Source organism: Sinomicrobium soli (genome assembly GCF_003285545.1).
GTDB lineage: Bacteria > Bacteroidota > Bacteroidia > Flavobacteriales > Flavobacteriaceae > Sinomicrobium.
The window spans coordinates 22,048-39,659 of record NZ_QLNV01000022.1 but is presented as its reverse complement, the minus strand read 5'-3'; the positions used below and the strand labels follow the sequence as shown (position 1 = coordinate 39,659).

Below are 17,612 nucleotides of genomic sequence, written 5' to 3'. Positions count from 1 at the left end.
CTCCCTCACTAAAAGGTCGGGACAGGCACTATCGTCGGAATGACAAAGCCACTACAAACATGCGATGACATTTTAACCCATAAAAAAGCCGCCCCGTAAAACACTACGGGGCGGCTTTTTTATCTGTTCAATGATCAGAAACAGCGATCAGTCTGCGAGTACAATAATTTTATTGTTTCTCATTTCCACCGTTCCGGAGCCGATCGGCAGCAGGGTTTCCCCTTTTTCCCCTGTTGAGAATTTTTCCGCAAACCCGGGTTCGATACTGATCTCCCCGTAAATTTTCACATTCCCTTTTCCCAGCAGGGAAACGATAGGAGCGTGGTCCTTTAACATCTGGAACTCCCCGTTTACTCCCGGAACGGCAACCGAAGTGACTTCTCCGCTAAAAAGGGTTGCTTCGGGGGATACTATTTCTAAATACATTCTTCTTTATAGTTTGTTAGTTTGTAGTTCTTAGTTGTTAGTTGCTGGTTGAATCTAACTTCCGACTTCCGACTTCCAACCACAAACAATCCTATGCTTCTGCCAGCATTTTCTCTCCGGCTTCGACAACCTCTTCTATGGTCCCTTTCAGGTTAAAGGCGGCTTCGGGAAGATGGTCCAGTTCCCCGTCCATGATCATGTTAAAACCTTTTATAGTATCCTTGATATCTACCAGTACCCCGGGAATCCCGGTAAACTGTTCTGCTACGTGGAAAGGTTGTGAAAGGAAGCGCTGTACCCTTCTTGCACGGGCCACGGCCTGTTTGTCTTCTTCCGAGAGCTCCTCCATACCGAGGATGGCAATGATATCCTGGAGTTCCTTATACCGCTGCAACAGCTCTTTTACACGCTGGGCGCAGGCGTAGTGTTCTTTTCCGAGAATTTCCGGTGTAAGTATCCTGGAAGTGGAATCCAGCGGGTCTACTGCAGGATAAATACCGAGTTCGGCGATCTTACGCGACAGTACCGTAGTAGCATCGAGGTGGGCAAAAGTGGTTGCCGGCGCCGGGTCGGTAAGGTCATCCGCAGGTACGTATACGGCCTGTACCGAAGTAATCGACCCCTTTTTGGTAGAGGTAATACGCTCCTGCATGGCCCCCATTTCGGTAGCCAGGGTAGGCTGGTAACCCACCGCAGAAGGCATACGCCCGAGCAGTGCGGACACCTCCGAACCTGCCTGGGTAAAACGGAAGATGTTATCCACGAAAAACAGTACGTCCTTACCCTGTGCATCTCCCGCCCCGTCACGGAAATACTCCGCAATGGTCAACCCGGAAAGCGCCACACGGGCACGTGCCCCGGGAGGTTCGTTCATCTGTCCGAACACGAAAGTAGCCTTAGACTCCTTCAGGCTGTCCTTGCTCACCTTGTTCAGGTCCCATCCCCCTTCTTCCATGGAATGCAGGAAATCGTCACCGTATTTTATAATGCCGGACTCCAGCATCTCCCTCAAAAGGTCGTTCCCTTCACGGGTACGCTCACCCACTCCGGCAAATACGGAAAGTCCGCCGTGCCCCTTGGCAATATTGTTGATCAGTTCCTGGATCAGTACGGTTTTACCCACACCTGCTCCTCCGAACAGGCCGATCTTACCCCCTTTGGCATAAGGCTCGATAAGGTCGATCACCTTGATCCCGGTAAACAGCACTTCGGTAGAAGTGGAAAGTTCATCGAATTTCGGGGCCTCCCTGTGAATGGGCAGTCCCTGGTCTCCGGCCTTTGGCAGGTTGCCCAAACCATCGATAGCATCTCCCATAACATTGAAGAGACGTCCGTAAACATCATCCCCTATGGGCATTTGTATCGGGCTCCCGGTAGCTACTGCTTCGGCTCCCCGGCTCAGACCGTCTGTGGAATCCATGGAAATCGTTCTCACGGTATCTTCACCGATATGCGACTGCACTTCCAGTACGAGTTTTGAACCATCTTCCCTGGCTATTTCGAGGGAATCGTAAATTTTCGGGAGCTCGGCATCCGCAGCAAACGCGACATCTACTACCGGACCAATGATTTGCGCAACTTTACCTGTAACTTTCGACATTATTTAAATCTTTAATGTATAGCTTTTTATAAACCTCAAAAAACCCGGTTCGCAAGGTTATCAACCTGTTGTCAACAAGATTTTTTTTCGCGGTGCAAAGATATATTTTTTATGAAGATATGGAAACTGTTTACTCCTGTTTTTATAAAAAAGTTCAATCCTGTGATATTTTTACCAGGCGGATTTACACCGGATTACATTTTACATTACAGAAATCACAGGTAAACACTTTCAATATCCGGCAGCCCCGCAATACTCCGTTTGCTGAAAGGTTCACAATTTCCGCTTAAATTCATACTTTTGAGGTCGTAAGCCGGAAGCTTGAAGTTGTCCTCCGGACCGAAGTGCCCGTCCCGATGCCCGGGGAATGACAACTATAAACTAAACTATCTGTTATGAGTTCAGAATTCAGAGTTATAATGAAGAACTAAGAACTACGAACTAAAAAACTAAAAGACTATAATGAAACATCACGTGACCACCAAATGGCTGGGCAAAATGGCTTTTGAGTCTACCAACCCCGCAGGAACCCTTAAAATAGATGCCAGCCCCGAAGACGGGGGAGAAGGAAACGGCCTCCGGCCAAAGGCGCTGATGCTTTCCGCCGTAGCCGGGTGTTCGGGGCTTGATGTGGCCTCCCTGATCAGAAAAATGAAACTGGAAGTAGACGATTTTGTCATTGAGACCGATGCCGAGCTTACGGACGAACATCCTAAATATTACAGTGAAGTCACCATCGACTACCATTTCCACGGGCCTGCCCTGGACGAAAAAAAATTGCAGCGGGCCGTAGACCTGTCCGTGGAAAAGTACTGCGGTGTCATGGAAATGTTCCGTCATTTTGCCAAGATCAACATCAGGACTTTTTTCCACGGGAAATAAGCAGCCTCGCGAAATATTCCCATATATCACCACGCCCCCGGGCCAAAGAAAATACCATGCGCTGGAAAAAAAAGCCACTGCCGGACCGAAATACCACAGAACAACTTGCCCGGAAACTGGGGGTAGACGAACTTATCGCCACCTTACTGGTACAACGGGGGATCTCCGGTTTTGAAGAGGCCCGGCATTTTTTCCGCCCCTCGCTCAGCGATCTGCACGACCCCTTCCTGATGAAAGACATGGACAAGGCGGTAGCACGTATCGAAAAAGCGGTATCCCGGGGAGAAAAAATACTCGTATACGGCGACTACGATGTAGACGGCACCACATCGGTAGCCCTGATGTCGTCTTACCTGAACAGCTTTTATCCCGGGTTGTCCACGTATATCCCGGACCGTTATGACGAGGGCTATGGCGTTTCTTACAAGGGTATAGACCATGCCGCCGGCAACGGCATTTCACTGATCATAGCGCTGGACTGCGGTATCAAGGCCACCGACAAGATCGCCTATGCGGCCGCAAAGGGCATCGAATTTATCGTATGCGACCACCACCGCCCGGGAGCGGAACTCCCCCCGGCGGTTGCAGTTCTCGACCCCAAACGCCCGGACTGTAATTACCCCTACGATGAACTCTGCGGCTGCGGGGTAGGTTTCAAACTCATACAGGCACTGGCCTCCCGCAAAGGGCAGCCCGTGGAAAGCCTGCTGCCTTACCTCGACCTGGTAGCTACGGCCATCGGGGCCGATATCGTGCCCATGACCGGTGAGAACAGGGTGCTGGCCTACCTGGGGCTAAAGCAGATCAACAGCGCTCCCCGGCCCGGTATCAAGGCCCTCACCGGTTCGCTGGATAAAAAACAGCTCAGCATCACCGATGTCGTCTTTGTCATAGCCCCCCGTATCAACGCCGCAGGCAGGATAAAACACGGCCTGCACGCCGTGGAGCTGCTGACGGAAACCGACACCGGCCGGGCAGCGGCATTTGCTGCCGGAATAGAACAGTTTAACCAGGACCGCAAACAACTGGACAAAGACATTACCGAAGAAGCCCTTCAGCAGATCGCCCGGCAGGGCGAGCAGGACCGTCACACCACAGTGGTCTGTCACGAGAGCTGGCACAAGGGGGTTATCGGTATTGTGGCGTCGCGCCTTACCGAAACCTACTACCGGCCCACCCTGGTGTTTACCAGGACGGGCGACAGGCTGGCCGCCTCGGCGAGATCGGTAAAGGGATTCGATGTGTACAATGCCCTGGAACAGTGCGCCGATTGCATAGAACAGTTCGGCGGACATAAATATGCGGCCGGACTTACGCTGCTTCCCGAGCAATACGAGAACTTCAAACAGAAATTCGAGACCGTGGTTTCCCGAACCATCACCCCGGAACTACTCATTCCGGAGATTGCCATCGACATGCAGATCACGCTTAACGATATCACCCCGAAGTGCTATCGCATCCTCAAACAGTTTGCCCCTTTCGGCCCCGGAAACCCCGCCCCGGTATTCCTGACGGAGGGACTGGAAGATACGGGCTACGGGAAAACCGTCGGTGAAAACGGGAAACACCTCAAGGTCTCTGTCCGGCAGGGCGATTCTCCCGTGTTCGGCGGAATCGGGTTTAATCTCGGGGACAAACACTCCCTTATCCGGAACCGGAACCCCTTCAGCGCGGTGTATTCCGTAGATGAAAACCACTGGAACGGCTCCGTAAGCCTGCAGCTTAAACTGTACGATATCAAATAGGGGCCGGGGCAATTCACTCAAAATAATCCCCTGTAATTGGATGAAAACTTCTTAAATTTGTCGCTCGATCTCCCTTCGGGGCAAACAGGATTTTCAATATAAAAACCTATTTACCATGTTACAGGTACAATTTATCAGAGACCATAAGGACCGGGTTATCCGCGGACTGGAAAAGCGCAATCTCGGGGCGGAAGCATCGGAACTGGTCGGGGAGGCCCTCCGGCTCGATGAAGAGCGCAGGGCCATACAAACCAGGCTCGACAATATCCTGGCATCGTCCAATAAATTGTCGAAGGAAATAGGGAACCTGTTTAAAAGCGGCGAGCAACAGAAAGCCAATGAACTCAAGGAACAGACCGCCGCCCTGAAGTCGGAAGCCAAAACACTCGGGGAAGAACTCGGTAAAACCACCGATGCCCTTACGGAGCTGCTATACCGCATTCCGAACGTCCCCCATGAATCCGTACCCCCGGGAACTTCGGACGAAGACAATACGGAAGTCTTCCGGAAGGGAGACATCCCGCAACTGGACGAAACAGCCTTACCCCACTGGGAGCTGGCCAAAAAGTACGACCTTATCGATTTTGACCTCGGAAGCAAGATCACAGGGGCGGGTTTTCCGGTCTATAAGGGAAAGGGAGCACGGCTGCAAAGGGCCCTGATCAATTATTTTCTCGACAGGAACCGCGAGGCCGGGTATTTTGAGTATTTCCTGCCCTATTTTGTCAACGAGGCTTCCGGCCTGGGCACGGGACAGCTGCCCGACAAGGAAGGGCAGATGTACCATATCGAAAAAGACGACCTCTATGTGATCCCCACGGGAGAGGTCCCCATGATAAACTGCTACCGCGATACCATCGTGCAGGAAGACGAACTGCCCGTAAAGGCCACGACACATACCCCCTGTTTCCGCAGGGAGGCCGGGTCTTACGGGGCGCACGTAAGAGGGCTGAACCGCCTGCACCAGTTTGAGAAAGTGGAGATCATCCAGATCACCAGGCCGGAAGAATCGTATAAGGCCCTCGACGAAATGATAGCCCATGTAAAGGGAATCCTGAACGAACTGCAGCTCCCTTACCGCATCCTGCAGCTCTGCGGGGGCGACCTGGGCTTTACCTCGGCCATAACCTTTGATTTCGAGGTCTTCTCTACGGCCCAGGACCGCTGGCTCGAGATCAGTTCGGTATCGAACTGCGAGGATTACCAGAGCAACAGGCTCAAGCTCCGTTACCGGAACCGCGACGGAAAAATGACCCTGTGCCACGCCCTGAACGGCAGTTCGCTGGCCATCCCGCGGGTACTGGCCGGCATCCTGGAAAACTACCAGGACAAAGACGGTATCAGGATCCCCGAAGCACTGGTACCCTATACCGGTTTCGACAGAATTTCATAAATTAGGGGTTTGCATTCCCGGGGAACCTCCCGGGCTACCCCCTTAAAACCGGAATACCATGAGCGTTACAAAAGCCATCTGCAGCCTGGCAGGCCTCCTTTTCGCTTTTCAGGTATTCTCCCAGGAAGAGATACTGGCCAAACAGTATTTCGACGGGGGAGAATTCGGGAAAGCCCTGGCATTGTATGAAAAACTGCACAAGGCAAATCCCGGCGGACCTTACATCCGCCAGCTCGTGGCCTGCTACCAGCAACTGGAGCAGTACGACCAGGCCGGGGAAATGCTGCAACAGGCAGCGGCACAACAAAATGCCTCCCCGCTCCTTTTTATAGAAACAGGCTACAACTATGCCCTCCAGGGAAAAGAGGACGAGGCCGACAAGTATTACGACAAGGCCGTCGACGCTGTAATACAGCGGCCCGCCTATGTGTATTCCGTAGGGCGGGGGTTCCAGGACAAGAACCTGCTGGACCGTGCCATTGTCACATACGAAAAGGGCAAAGAACTGGACCCCAGGATCAATGTCGATTACCAGATCGCACAGCTTTACGGCGAAAAGGGCGATATGGAAAAGATGTACAACAGCCTGCTGGACCTGATCGCATCCAGGAAAAACACCAATCTTTCCACCATCCGGCAGATCATTGCCCAATTTATCTCCGACGACCCTTCCGATCCCAACAACATACTGCTTCGCAGGCTGGTACTCCAACGGGCACAGGATGCTCCCGATATACTGTGGAACGAAATGCTCAGCTGGCTTTTTGTAAGACAGCGACAGTACGACCGGGCTTTCAGCCAGGAAAAGGCCATTTTCAACCGCGGGGAAGGGGCCAGCCTGCAACCGGTCATAGAACTGGGCCTCAAGGCCATGAATGACGAAGATCACGATACGGCGACCGCTGTTTTCGAATATGTCATTGCCCATACCGCTACCACGCCGATACAGGTACAGGCCCACCTCTACATACTCGAAATAAAAACCGGGAAAGCCCGGGATGCCCGGGATAACGACCGGATAAAAAACGAATACCTGCACCTGCTGGAAGAATACGGAAAGGACGAGCACACCCTCGACCTGCAGATCGCCTACGCAAAATTCCTGGCTTTTACCATGGACGATCCCGCCGGTGCGGAGGCTTTGCTCGCGGAATGCCAGGACCTCCGGCTGAACGCCTCCCGGGAGGCACAGCTGAAAATGGCCCATGCCGACGTCCTGCTATACGCAGAAAAGTTCAGCAGGGCCCTGATCTACTATTCTCAGGTACAGAAGATGATGAAGAACGATGTGGCCGGGCAGGAAGCCCGGTTCAAGGTAGCACAGGCCAGTTTTTACAAAGGGGATTTCGACTGGGCCCTGACCCAGCTCAAGGTACTCCGCACCTCGGCCTCGCAGCTTATCGCCAACGACGCCATGCAGCTGAGCCTGCTCATCTCCGACAACCTGCAGGAAGACAGTACGAATACCGCGCTTAAGCTATACGCCCGGGCCGACCTGCTCGCCTACCAGCACAAATACGGCCCGGCCGTGACCCTGCTCGATTCGCTGCTGGACGGTCACAGGGGGGAAAGCCTTGAAGACGAGGCCCTGCTGAAACAGGGCAGATTGTATGAAAAACTGGGGGATTATGAAAAGGCGGAGTACAATTACCTCAGGATTGCGGAGTTCTACCCGTTCGACATCCTGATGGACGATGCCCTGTACGCCCTTGCCGAACTGTATGAAAAACATATAAACAGCCCGGAAAAGGCCCTGCCCTGTTACGAAAAGATCATTTTTGAGCACCAGGACAGCATTTATTACGTGCCGGCCAGGAAGGCATACCGCAGGCTGAGGGGCGACCACACCGGAGAAGGAACCTAACACGAAAACCAGGAAACATGTATATCTACAACGTGACCACCAATATAGACGAAGCGCTTCACGACGAATGGCTGCACTGGATGCGGGAAGAACATATCCCCGAAATACTGGCCACCGGAAAATTCAGCAATGCCCGGATACTCCGCGTACTGGTGGAAGAAGAGATGGGAGGTATCACGTATTCGGTACAATACATTGCCGACAGGCGGGACATGCTGGAAAAATATTATAAAGAAGATGCCGCGGCGTTCGATGAAAAGGCCCGGCAGCGTTTCGGAGACCACATGGTGGTGTTCCGTACCGAACTACAGGTGGTAAGCGAACATTAGGCCCCGCCGGAAAGAGAACAAGGAATGGCAACACGCGACAAAACAACCGGGGCCCCACACGGGGGCGACGGAAAGGTAAGGGCAAAAAAGCACCTCGGGCAGCATTTTCTCAACGATGAAAACATCGCCCTTAAAATAGCCGGCACACTTACCCTGGAAGGATATGAAAAGGTCCTTGAAATAGGCCCGGGAATGGGAGTGCTTACCAAGTACCTGCTCAAAAAACCCCTGCTTACCTATGTCGTGGAGATCGATGACGAATCGGTAAGTTACCTGAACGCACACTATCCGGAGTTGTCGCAGCGGATCGTAAACCGGGATTTTTTAAAATACGATATCAGGGAGGTCATGGGCAATGACCCCTTTGCCATTATAGGGAATTTCCCCTATAACATCTCCTCGCAGATCCTTTTCAGGATGCTGGAAATGCGGGAGCAGGTACCGGAATTCTCGGGCATGTTCCAGAAAGAAGTGGCCGAAAGGGTCTGCGAACCCAAAGGGAGCAAGGCTTATGGCATACTTTCGGTACTGGTACAGGCATTTTACGATGCGGAATACCTCTTTACCGTATCGGAACAGGTATTTACCCCGCCCCCGAAAGTGAAATCGGGCGTATTGCGGCTGCGGCGAAAAACCGCGTTCAGGCTGCCGTGTGACGAGTTGTTGTTTTTTAAGGTCGTGAAAACCGCCTTCGGGCAGCGGAGAAAAACACTTCGTAACAGTTTAAAAACTTTCGGCCTGTCTGATAATTTGAAAGAAGATAGTATTTTTGACAAACGTCCCGAGCAACTCGGCGTCGACGAATTTATCGGCCTAACCCAAAAGATAGCTTATGACATTCAAACTCAGCGATGAACTTCTGGAGCAGATAGAGCAACTGGTAGCGGACAGGAATAACAGCGGGTTATTACAGATCCTCAACGAGCTGCACTATGCCGATATCGCCGAGATCATCAACGAGCTCAACCTGGACGAGGCCACCTACCTGATCAAGCTGCTGGACAGCGAAAAAACGTCTGAGACCCTTACCGAGCTCGACGAAGATGTGCGGGAGCGCATCCTTAAAAACCTCTCTGCGCAGGAAATTGCCGACGAGCTCCTGGAACTGGATACCGACGACGCGGCAGATATTATCGCGGAACTCTCCGAAGAGCGGAAAAAAGAGGTCATCTCCCATATCGAAGACAAGGAGCACGCCAAGGACATCGTGGAACTGCTGCGGTATGACGAGAATTCGGCGGGGGGGCTGATGGCCAAGGAGCTGGTAAAGGTAAACGAAAACTGGAACGTGCTCACCTGTGTCAAGGAAATGCGGTTGCAGGCGGAGCACGTGACACGCGTACACTCCATCTACGTGGTAGATGACAATGAACGGCTCAAGGGGAGACTGTCGCTCAAAGACCTGCTCACCACCTCTACCCAGACCCATATCCGCGATATCTATATCCCCAAGGTCGATTATGTATCCGTAACCGACAAGGCAGAAGATGTAGCCAGGGTGATGTCTAAATACGACCTCGAAGCCATCCCGGTAGTAGACGAATCAGGAAGGCTGGTAGGGCGGATCACCATTGACGATATCGTAGACGTCATACGCGAAGAGGCCGAAAAAGACTACCAGCTCGCCGCCGGTATTACCCGCGATGTGGAGGCCGACGACAGCGTCTGGAAACTCACCAGGGCGAGGCTGCCGTGGCTGCTGATCGGCATGTTCGGCGGACTCGGCGCCGCCAGTATTATCACCGGGTTCCAGGATGCCCTGGAAACATACCCCATACTGCTGAGTTTTGTGCCCCTGATGCAGGCTACCGCCGGAAATGTGGGAGTACAATCGTCGGCCATTGTAGTCCAGGGACTGGCCAACAATTCGATCAAGGGAGAGATCCTCGGTCGCCTGGCCAAGGAATTTTCCCTGGGGCTTATCAACGGGCTGGCCATTGCTGCCATCGTACTGCTTATCAGCCATTTTGCTTTCGGCACCTCCTACCTCGTTTCGTCAACCATAGGGCTGGGGCTCATTACCGTTATTGTGAATGCTGCCGTAATAGGCACCTTTATCCCTATCTTCCTGGACAAAAGGGGCATTGATCCGGCAGTTGCCACCGGGCCGTTTATCACCACGAGCAACGACGTGCTGGGCATACTGATCTACTTTACCATTGCCAAGGTGATACTGGGATTTTAAGACCGCGCCCGTACCAATCCCTTATTTTATTACCTTTGCCTGTAAGAAAAAAGCCTGTTTCCAGGGCTGAAACCAGAGCGTACATGCACATAGCCTTTTTCGATTCCGGTGTGGGCGGTCTTACCGTATTACACGAAGCCATACAGCGTATGCCCGGAGAGCGGTTTATTTATTTCGGCGACTCGCACCATGCCCCTTACGGAACCAAAACCCGGGAAGAGATCACGGAGCTGGTGTTCCGGGCCTGTGCTTTCCTGGCGGAGAAAAAACTCAAGGCCCTGGTCGTGGCCTGTAATACGGCCACCAGCGTGGCGGTAAAGGCACTCCGGGACACCTACGACTTCCCTATAATAGGTATGGAGCCTGCCATAAAGCCCGCTGTGGAAAGCAGTGACGACAAAAGAGTGCTGGTATGTGCTACCGATCTCACCCTGAAAGAAGAAAAGCTGGACCGGCTGGTACAGGACCTCAATGCCGGGGACAAGGTAGACTATCTTTCGCTGCAGGGGCTCGTGCTCCTGGCAGAACGCTTTCAACTGGATGCCCCCGAAACGGAAGCCTATCTCAGGCACCAGCTTTCCGGCATCCCGTGGAGCCGGTACCATGCCATCGTACTGGGATGCACCCATTTCATATACTTCCGGGAGCAGATACGCCGGCTGATCGCCCCCCACGTCCGCATCCTCGACGGCAACAGGGGCACGGTAAACAATCTCATGACCCGGGTACACCCCGAAAGCAGCCCGGAAAAAAAGGAAATACAATATTTTATTTCCGGGCAACAGGCCGATGCGGGCCACTTCGACAAATACCTCGATTACCTCACTGCCATGCAGGCATTGTAAGTTTCCGGACCGGTATCAGCTGGTTTTCAACCACCCGGTAATACTGAGACGCTCCCGGTCTACCCGTTTTACTTCGTGTTCGAGTACCTGGCTTTCGAAGATAACCATCCTGCCCGGGAAAGGATAAATGGTCACCTCTTCTTCTTTTCCGTCCCTGCCGGTGTATATCACCAGCTCTCCCCCGTACTCCGGTTTCCAGTCTTCCCCGTTCAGGTAGAACACCACGGAAAGTTTCCGGCGGTCATCGTTCTGAAAAGTGTCCAGGTGCCGCCTGTAAAAGGTCCCGCAGGGATATACCGCATAGTGAAACTCCTTCTCCCTGATGCCCATAAAACAGGTTTTGTTCAGGTAAGCCACCAGGTCGTTGATACGCTCGAAGAACCGGCGTTCGCCTGCCCGGGCTTCCCCTTCGTTCAGCCAGAAGATAAAATCACCGCGTATCTCCTTTTCGACCACTTCGCTGGTGCGGTTGCCGATAGCTGCCTTTTTAAAGCAGTCCTCTTCATATTTTTCCAGCAGCGACCTCCGCAGGGCAGCGACTTCTTCCACAGGAAAGAAATTCTCAATGATACTGTACTGCCGTTCCATCAGGTCGGCGATCATTTTCTCATACAGCGGATCTTCCTTAAAATCCAGCTGTTCAAACAGTTCGTTCACTGCCATTGGCCATAAAAATAAAAAGCCTGCAAATTTATGAAGAAAACAAATCCGACAGATTGAAATTTTTCGGTAAATCGAAATCATTCTCAAAGGTCAGAACATTAAGAGTATTATTTCTTTTCGCAGTTTTAAGATATAAATCTATAATATAAGTACTATATAATGAGTTGTATAACTCTGAAGTAAAAATATTCATAAACAAAAAACTGACACGAAATGACAACAGTTGATAAAATAAGAAATGGATTGATAGACAAAATACTATCTATAAAGGACAAAGATTTTTTAGAAGCTCTTGATAAACTGATTTCATCCGGTCCTCCTGAATCTGAAGTCATCGAATTGACAAAAGAGCAAAAAACAATGTTGGCTATGAGCGAACAGGATATCAAAAACGGGAAATTAATTTCCCAGAAAGCAATGGACAAAAGAAACCTGGAGTGGCTAAACGCAATGTAATACCATACATTCGGATTAATGAAAATCCCCTGCCTGCAAACCAGCCCGGTTAAATATTTCTGTACCGTTTTAAAAAGCCCCTCTTCCTAATTGGTTATCTTTGTGCCGTAGAAGTTTAATATTCCAGGCAGATATGAGTAACATCCGTCTTACCAAGTTATTTGGTTTCGAAACCGGGCATGCCCTTTACGGCTATGATGGAAAGTGCAAGAATGTTCACGGCCACAGCTATAAACTTGCGGTAACGGTAACGGGCACGCCCATTACCGACACCTCTGATGTGAAATACGGCATGGTCATCGATTTCGGCGACCTGAAAAAGATCGTGAAGGAAGAGATCGTAGACCGGTTCGACCACGCTACCGTATTCAACAAAAATACGCCTCATGCACAGCTGGCCGAAGAGCTCATCAGGCACGGGCACCACGTGCTGCTGGTCGACTACCAGCCCACCAGTGAGAATATGGTGATCGATTTTGCCAAAAAGATCGGGCCCCGCCTTCCCGAAGGAGTGGCACTGCACTCCCTGAAACTGCACGAAACCGAAACCTCCTATGCCGAATGGTATGCCAGCGACCAATAACAACCCTGCAACCTGCAAAGTAACCTGCAACCCGTAGCAACCACTGTATTTGAACACCGAAACCATACATATAAACCTGCCTGAAGGAAAAAAGGTCTATTTTGCCTCCGACAATCACCTCGGCGCTCCTTCTCCCGATAAGAGCCTGCCCCGGGAAAAGAAGTTCGTACAATGGCTGGACGAAGTAAAGGCCGATGCTGCGGCCATCTTTCTGCTGGGAGACCTGTTCGATTTCTGGTTTGAGTACAAGACCGTCGTTCCGAAAGGGTTTACCCGTACCCTCGGGAAACTGGCAGAGATCACAGACCGCGGTATTCCCGTTTTTTTCTTTGTCGGAAATCACGACCTGTGGATGGATGATTATTTCGAAAAGGAACTCGGCATCCCTGTGTTCCATCGCCCGCAAGTGTTTAATATCGGCGGAACACGCTTCTTTATCGGCCACGGTGACGGACTGGGCCCGGGAGACAAGGGGTATAAACGGATGAAAAAGCTGTTTACCAACCCGGTAGCCAAATGGTTTTTCAGGTGGCTCCATCCCGATATAGGGGTCAAACTCGCGCAGTACCTTTCGGTCAAAAACAAACTCATCTCGGGAGATGAAGACGTGAAGTTCCTCGGAGAAGACAAGGAATGGCTGGTACATTATGCCAGGCGAAAACTCGAAGCGCAGCACTACGACTATTTTATCTTCGGGCACCGGCACCTCCCCCTGGAGATCAGCCTCGGCGGGAACTCCCGTTATATCAACCTCGGCGACTGGATACACTATTATACCTACGGCGTTTTTGACGGGCAGAGGACGGAACTCCTGGAATACAAAAAGTAGTAGTGGTACTCGTTGCAAACGAGCACCAGAAACGACGAGCTTAATTGTCGCAGATCTGGTTCAGGTAACCGTCCAGTTTTATCTGGAACAGCGTTCCTTCTATAAGGTCTTCGATCTGGTACAATTCGTCAATATTAACCGCCAGGTCTACCTTATCGGCAGGGGTACGCAGCAGAATAGACCGGTACTCCCTGTTGTGACGGCATTCCGCACAACGTTCAAACTGCCGGGCATTCTTTACGCAGTGGTAAAAATCGGTGACCTCATCGGGAGAAAGATAGAACCCCATGTCGCGGAAAACAATCTGTAATTTTCCGAAATTATTCTTTACAATGTCCCGTTTCCATTGAAAGGCGATGCCTATATCATTCCTGTAAATGCAATATATCTCGTTCATAACAGCAGGTTTAACGGCTTTTAAGCATTCTTCCGGCCATGAACAGTACACGGCTCTCCATATATACAGGTACAAAGATATAATTATTTTTATTCAATCTAAATAAATTAAATAATATTCCCGGTTCCTGGTCAGGGGGATAATTTTGTAAGTTTGAAAAATTATAGCAAGACGGCAACGCACTACACGATGTTAGCAAATCATTTCTAAAAACTTAATTATCTTTAACAAAGTATTAAATAAGAGATATGCTTCAAACATTAAAAAAACTTGCTATTACCGAAACTGGTAAAAGGAAAATACTGTATACCTTTTAAAAATAAAATCCGCATTTTTCCTTATCTTTAAATCATTAAAATTAAATGCTATGGAAATCACCATTTCAGGAAAAGATAAGAAACTACTGCAACAGGTAGAGGCCCTGGCAAAACGCTTAGGGCTGGAAATCAAACGTCCCGTAAAAAAGAAAAACAGATCGGAAAAGTTATATAATCTTATGGAAGAAATGGCGGCTTCCGGAGGTATTAGCAGTATAAAAGATCCGGTAAAATGGCAGCGTGAAATGAGAAAAGACAGAAAACTTTACGGACGTGAGTAAAACAGTACTTTTAGATTCCAATATTATAATTTATACGGGGCTCCCGCAATATGCCGAACTGCGCAATTGGTTAAGAACAAATCATATTGCAGTATCGGCCATTAGCCGGTTGGAAGTTTTGGGTTATCATAAACTGGTAGCTAAAGACCGAACATATTTTCAGAATTTATTTAATCAATTTGACCTATTTGAAATTAACGCTGAAATAATTGATTCAGCCATATTATTCAGACAGCAAAAATCCATGAGCCTCGGGGATGCCATTATAGCAGCAACTGCAAAGGTTTATAATTTACTTTTGGTTACTGCCAACACAAAAGATTTTAATCATCTTGAGGAATTGGAGCTTTTAAACCCATTGGAAAAATACTAAAAAGGAAACTGAACGGAGACACGAATTTGGTACGGCCTGAAAAGTGGGAATAAATATGATGAAACTTTGGTGAATCTGGAAAACATCAATCCCAGGGGGCAGGGAGTATCCACGGGCTGTGGCGGAAGGGGTCCCACTTTACCGAGGCCAGGTCTGTTTCGGGATCGATCAGGGCGTGCAGGGGTTTCCGGTTCACGCTAACCTTGCCTATGGCATATACGGCCACGTCTTTACCCTGGCGGGCATATTCTTTTTTCAGCCGCTGTGCGAACTGCCAGATCACATCGGGCTTGGTCGCTATCATACGCTGCTGTTTTACCGTCAGCCGGTCTTTGGGAGATATGGTCTCCGTGGCCCCGGTCTGCTTGTCTACTACCTTAAAACGGATATAGCCTCCCTTGCTCCTCAGCATCATGCGCCAGCTCATACGGTGCCCTTCCTCGGTCCACAGCACATCGCCCGGTATGGCGTGATGCCGCAGGGGCAGCCCGACCTGGACCAGGAAATAAACAATGCCCGCCAGCACGAGGAAATTCCGGTGTTCCGGTACCCTTATTTCACCTTCGGTATACCGCGGTTTTCGTTTCAGGAAGATACGGCGTATGGTTTCCGGGGCAAAGAAAAACACCGTAAACCCCAGCGACATATAGGGGAATATCCCGATCTGGAACACTACCGAATTGAACAGGTGAAATACCACCGACGCCGCAAAAGCCAGTTTCCTGGTGGGTTTCCACAACAGCAACGGCACCACGAGCCCGTCGAAAAGTATTCCCGCCCAGGTAATAAACACGTGCAGCCAGTGCTGTTGCAGCAATCCGCCGATAATCGGGTAATCCTTTCGCCCCAGCATCAGGTTTTCCGCCATGGAATAATTGAGCCAGTCGGGGTACAGTTTGGCTGCGGCAGCATACGTATACACGATCCACACCTGCAGGATAATGATCAGCGCACTCCATCGGGGCATGGAAATATCGCGAATGGCCGGGTTCTGCCGGGCATCGACCGACAGGTAGCGGTTTGCGGGCTGTACCAGCATCAGCAGGCACAGCAGGATAAGCAGGTAATAATGATTATTATAAGATGCTTTCTGCATCAGGTATACCGCTGTCCACATCAGGGTAAAGGCAGCGAGGCTCCACCGGTATTTGTACCCTATCATCACAAACAGGCCGAAGAGCCCCATCAGTGCAAAATAGAAATACATGCCGTTGCCCGGCAGGGGTTGTAACCAGTCGAACCCTATAAAGTTGAAGGTAAACCCGGGGCGGATGAGGGTTACCTTGATCCAGCCCGTAAAAATGGCCCCCACCGATTCCAGGAAAATAAGCAGCCCGAATACTACCCGGAACACGATCAGCGGGGCATTGTCAATGCGCTTAAACAGCAGTGTATTCATACGATCATAAAATTGCGCTCTGTGCGAGATTAAAAACAGGCCCTCCACCTTCCGCAAAGGCCGGCATTACCGTCGTTCCCGTAAATATTCCAGGGCATTTTCCTTATCCTTGTGAAGCTGGAGGGTAAGCGACTCCACCGAATCAAAACGCACTTCGTCCCGCAACCTCTTCAGCATGTCTATCCGGATCTTTTTTCCGTAAATATCCCTGTCAAAATCAAAAAAATGGATTTCGATGGACTGCCTGTCGCCGTTAACAGTAGGGTTGAACCCTATATTCATCATCCCGTATACCACCCTGTCGTCTATTTCGCTTTTCACCACGTACACCCCTTTTGCCGGGATCAGTTTATAGGTCTCCGCGATGTGCAGGTTGGCCGTGGGATAACGCATCTGCTTCCCGAGCCCTTTGCCTTTTACCACCTCGCCCGTAAGCATAAAATCGTACCCCAGGTACTGGTTGGCCGTCTCCATATCTCCCTCTTCCAGGGCCCTGCGTATCTTGGTAGAACTCACAGAAACCGCATCCACCTCTTCCACCCCGATCTCCTCCACATCAAATTCGTAGGTTTCGCCGTATTCCCTGAGGTCTTTTATGGTAGCGGTCCGGTTGCGGCCGAAACGGTGGTCGTACCCGATAATCACTTTCCGCGCCCTGAGTTTGTCTACAATAATGTCACGGACAAATTCTATGGCGGTAAGCCTGGAGAATTCGCGTGTAAAAGGGTAAATGATCAGCTGCTCCAGCCCGCTTTTTTCCAGGATGGCGATCTTCTCGTCCAGGGTGTTGATAAGCTTGATATCGGCATCCTGCTGCAATACCATACGCGGATGCGGAAAAAAGGTGAGCAGGGTAGATTTCAGGTTATTGGCCCTGGCACTTTCTATCAGCCTTTCCAGTATTTTCCGGTGGCCTACATGTACGCCGTCGAACGTGCCTATCGTTACGACGGAAAAGCCTGTTCCGCTATTGTCGGCAAGTGTTTTTTTAATGATCACGAATACGGTTTTTTATCCCACACTACAAAGTAACAAATTTTAATCT

19 protein-coding genes are annotated in these 17,612 nt (G+C 50.6%); 13 read left to right on the top strand and 6 right to left on the bottom strand.

Annotated elements, in window-relative coordinates; genetic code table 11:
- Positions 1-147: 147 nt before the first annotated feature.
- Together DN748_RS17985 and atpD are read right to left on the bottom strand one after the other, a co-directional pair.
- Complete coding sequence (locus DN748_RS17985; RefSeq protein ID WP_112373226.1) at positions 148-426, bottom strand: F0F1 ATP synthase subunit epsilon; 279 nt, start codon at positions 424-426, stop codon at positions 148-150.
- A gap of 91 nt (positions 427-517) precedes the next feature.
- Positions 518-2,026: a F0F1 ATP synthase subunit beta gene (gene atpD, locus DN748_RS17980; protein WP_112373225.1), complete on the bottom strand. Its 1,509-nt coding sequence runs from the start codon at positions 2,024-2,026 to the stop codon at positions 518-520.
- A 462-nt stretch (positions 2,027-2,488) separates the two neighbouring features.
- Between atpD and DN748_RS17975 the strand changes: the two genes are divergently transcribed.
- The 8 genes from DN748_RS17975 (at position 2,489) to murI (ending at position 11,269) form a co-directional block, all read left to right on the top strand.
- Positions 2,489-2,908: an OsmC family protein gene (locus DN748_RS17975; protein WP_112373224.1), complete on the top strand. Its 420-nt coding sequence runs from the start codon at positions 2,489-2,491 to the stop codon at positions 2,906-2,908.
- Positions 2,909-2,964: 56 nt separating this feature from the next.
- Positions 2,965-4,653 carry a single-stranded-DNA-specific exonuclease RecJ gene (recJ, locus tag DN748_RS17970; RefSeq protein ID WP_112373223.1) on the top strand — a complete coding sequence of 563 codons (1,689 nt, stop codon included), beginning with the start codon at positions 2,965-2,967 and terminating at the stop codon, positions 4,651-4,653.
- A gap of 115 nt (positions 4,654-4,768) precedes the next feature.
- Positions 4,769-6,046 carry a serine--tRNA ligase gene (gene serS, locus DN748_RS17965; protein ID WP_112373222.1) on the top strand — a complete coding sequence of 426 codons (1,278 nt, stop codon included), beginning with the start codon at positions 4,769-4,771 and terminating at the stop codon, positions 6,044-6,046.
- Between the two features lie 58 nt (positions 6,047-6,104).
- Complete coding sequence (locus tag DN748_RS17960) at positions 6,105-7,910, top strand: tetratricopeptide repeat protein (protein WP_112373221.1); 1,806 nt, start codon at positions 6,105-6,107, stop codon at positions 7,908-7,910.
- A 17-nt stretch (positions 7,911-7,927) separates the two neighbouring features.
- On the top strand, positions 7,928-8,239 hold the full coding sequence (locus DN748_RS17955; RefSeq protein ID WP_112373220.1) for a DUF4286 family protein: 312 nt from the start codon (positions 7,928-7,930) through the stop codon (positions 8,237-8,239).
- A 24-nt stretch (positions 8,240-8,263) separates the two neighbouring features.
- Positions 8,264-9,094 (top strand): 16S rRNA (adenine(1518)-N(6)/adenine(1519)-N(6))-dimethyltransferase RsmA, encoded by an 831-nt coding sequence (gene rsmA, locus DN748_RS17950; RefSeq protein ID WP_112373219.1) that lies wholly within the window; start codon positions 8,264-8,266, stop codon positions 9,092-9,094.
- Positions 9,072-10,424: a magnesium transporter gene (mgtE, locus tag DN748_RS17945; protein WP_112373218.1), complete on the top strand. Its 1,353-nt coding sequence runs from the start codon at positions 9,072-9,074 to the stop codon at positions 10,422-10,424. Before rsmA ends, mgtE begins: the two co-directional genes overlap by 23 nt.
- A gap of 83 nt (positions 10,425-10,507) precedes the next feature.
- Positions 10,508-11,269 (top strand): glutamate racemase, encoded by a 762-nt coding sequence (gene murI, locus DN748_RS17940; protein ID WP_112373217.1) that lies wholly within the window; start codon positions 10,508-10,510, stop codon positions 11,267-11,269.
- Positions 11,270-11,284: 15 nt separating this feature from the next.
- Here the strand turns inward: murI and DN748_RS17935 are convergent, their stop codons facing one another.
- Positions 11,285-11,932: a 2OG-Fe(II) oxygenase gene (locus DN748_RS17935; protein WP_112373216.1), complete on the bottom strand. Its 648-nt coding sequence runs from the start codon at positions 11,930-11,932 to the stop codon at positions 11,285-11,287.
- Between the two features lie 213 nt (positions 11,933-12,145).
- Between DN748_RS17935 and DN748_RS17930 the strand changes: the two genes are divergently transcribed.
- The 3 genes from DN748_RS17930 (at position 12,146) to DN748_RS17920 (ending at position 13,800) form a co-directional block, all read left to right on the top strand.
- Positions 12,146-12,388 (top strand): hypothetical protein, encoded by a 243-nt coding sequence (locus DN748_RS17930; RefSeq protein ID WP_112373215.1) that lies wholly within the window; start codon positions 12,146-12,148, stop codon positions 12,386-12,388.
- Between the two features lie 133 nt (positions 12,389-12,521).
- Positions 12,522-12,971, top strand: coding sequence for a 6-pyruvoyl trahydropterin synthase family protein (locus DN748_RS17925; protein WP_112373214.1), 450 nt, complete (start codon positions 12,522-12,524; stop codon positions 12,969-12,971).
- Between the two features lie 70 nt (positions 12,972-13,041).
- The gene (locus DN748_RS17920; RefSeq protein ID WP_112373248.1) at positions 13,042-13,800 is read left to right on the top strand and encodes a UDP-2,3-diacylglucosamine diphosphatase; all 759 of its coding nucleotides are present in this window, start codon (positions 13,042-13,044) and stop codon (positions 13,798-13,800) included.
- Positions 13,801-13,840: 40 nt separating this feature from the next.
- Here DN748_RS17920 and DN748_RS17915 read toward each other — a convergent pair whose 3' ends face one another.
- On the bottom strand, positions 13,841-14,197 hold the full coding sequence (locus tag DN748_RS17915; RefSeq protein ID WP_146746648.1) for a hypothetical protein: 357 nt from the start codon (positions 14,195-14,197) through the stop codon (positions 13,841-13,843).
- 367 nt (positions 14,198-14,564) lie between these two features.
- Between DN748_RS17915 and DN748_RS17910 the strand changes: the two genes are divergently transcribed.
- Together DN748_RS17910 and DN748_RS17905 are read left to right on the top strand one after the other, a co-directional pair.
- Positions 14,565-14,795, top strand: a complete 231-nt coding sequence (locus DN748_RS17910; RefSeq protein ID WP_112373212.1) for a hypothetical protein — start codon at positions 14,565-14,567, stop codon at positions 14,793-14,795.
- Entirely contained in the window at positions 14,788-15,168 is a 381-nt protein-coding gene (locus DN748_RS17905; RefSeq protein WP_112373211.1) for a type II toxin-antitoxin system VapC family toxin, read from the top strand. Before DN748_RS17910 ends, DN748_RS17905 begins: the two co-directional genes overlap by 8 nt.
- An 85-nt stretch (positions 15,169-15,253) precedes the next feature.
- Here the strand turns inward: DN748_RS17905 and DN748_RS17900 are convergent, their stop codons facing one another.
- Complete coding sequence (locus DN748_RS17900) at positions 15,254-16,567, bottom strand: HTTM domain-containing protein (protein ID WP_112373210.1); 1,314 nt, start codon at positions 16,565-16,567, stop codon at positions 15,254-15,256.
- 66 nt (positions 16,568-16,633) lie between these two features.
- Complete coding sequence (locus DN748_RS17895; RefSeq protein WP_236636917.1) at positions 16,634-17,566, bottom strand: bifunctional riboflavin kinase/FAD synthetase; 933 nt, start codon at positions 17,564-17,566, stop codon at positions 16,634-16,636.
- Positions 17,567-17,612 lie beyond the last annotated feature (46 nt).

Coding starts and splice junctions, on each gene's coding strand:
- murI (WP_112373217.1), top strand. CDS start 10,508: ATGCACATAGCCTTTTTCGATTCCGGTGTGGGCGGTCTTACCGTATTA.
- DN748_RS17915 (WP_146746648.1), bottom strand. CDS start 14,197: ATGAACGAGATATATTGCATTTACAGGAATGATATAGGCATCGCCTTT.
- DN748_RS17955 (WP_112373220.1), top strand. CDS start 7,928: ATGTATATCTACAACGTGACCACCAATATAGACGAAGCGCTTCACGAC.
- rsmA (WP_112373219.1), top strand. CDS start 8,264: ATGGCAACACGCGACAAAACAACCGGGGCCCCACACGGGGGCGACGGA.
- recJ (WP_112373223.1), top strand. CDS start 2,965: ATGCGCTGGAAAAAAAAGCCACTGCCGGACCGAAATACCACAGAACAA.
- serS (WP_112373222.1), top strand. CDS start 4,769: ATGTTACAGGTACAATTTATCAGAGACCATAAGGACCGGGTTATCCGC.
- DN748_RS17935 (WP_112373216.1), bottom strand. CDS start 11,932: ATGGCAGTGAACGAACTGTTTGAACAGCTGGATTTTAAGGAAGATCCG.
- DN748_RS17975 (WP_112373224.1), top strand. CDS start 2,489: ATGAAACATCACGTGACCACCAAATGGCTGGGCAAAATGGCTTTTGAG.
- DN748_RS17900 (WP_112373210.1), bottom strand. CDS start 16,567: ATGAATACACTGCTGTTTAAGCGCATTGACAATGCCCCGCTGATCGTG.
- DN748_RS17930 (WP_112373215.1), top strand. CDS start 12,146: ATGACAACAGTTGATAAAATAAGAAATGGATTGATAGACAAAATACTA.
- mgtE (WP_112373218.1), top strand. CDS start 9,072: ATGACATTCAAACTCAGCGATGAACTTCTGGAGCAGATAGAGCAACTG.
- DN748_RS17910 (WP_112373212.1), top strand. CDS start 14,565: ATGGAAATCACCATTTCAGGAAAAGATAAGAAACTACTGCAACAGGTA.
- DN748_RS17985 (WP_112373226.1), bottom strand. CDS start 426: ATGTATTTAGAAATAGTATCCCCCGAAGCAACCCTTTTTAGCGGAGAA.
- DN748_RS17960 (WP_112373221.1), top strand. CDS start 6,105: ATGAGCGTTACAAAAGCCATCTGCAGCCTGGCAGGCCTCCTTTTCGCT.
- atpD (WP_112373225.1), bottom strand. CDS start 2,026: ATGTCGAAAGTTACAGGTAAAGTTGCGCAAATCATTGGTCCGGTAGTA.
- DN748_RS17925 (WP_112373214.1), top strand. CDS start 12,522: ATGAGTAACATCCGTCTTACCAAGTTATTTGGTTTCGAAACCGGGCAT.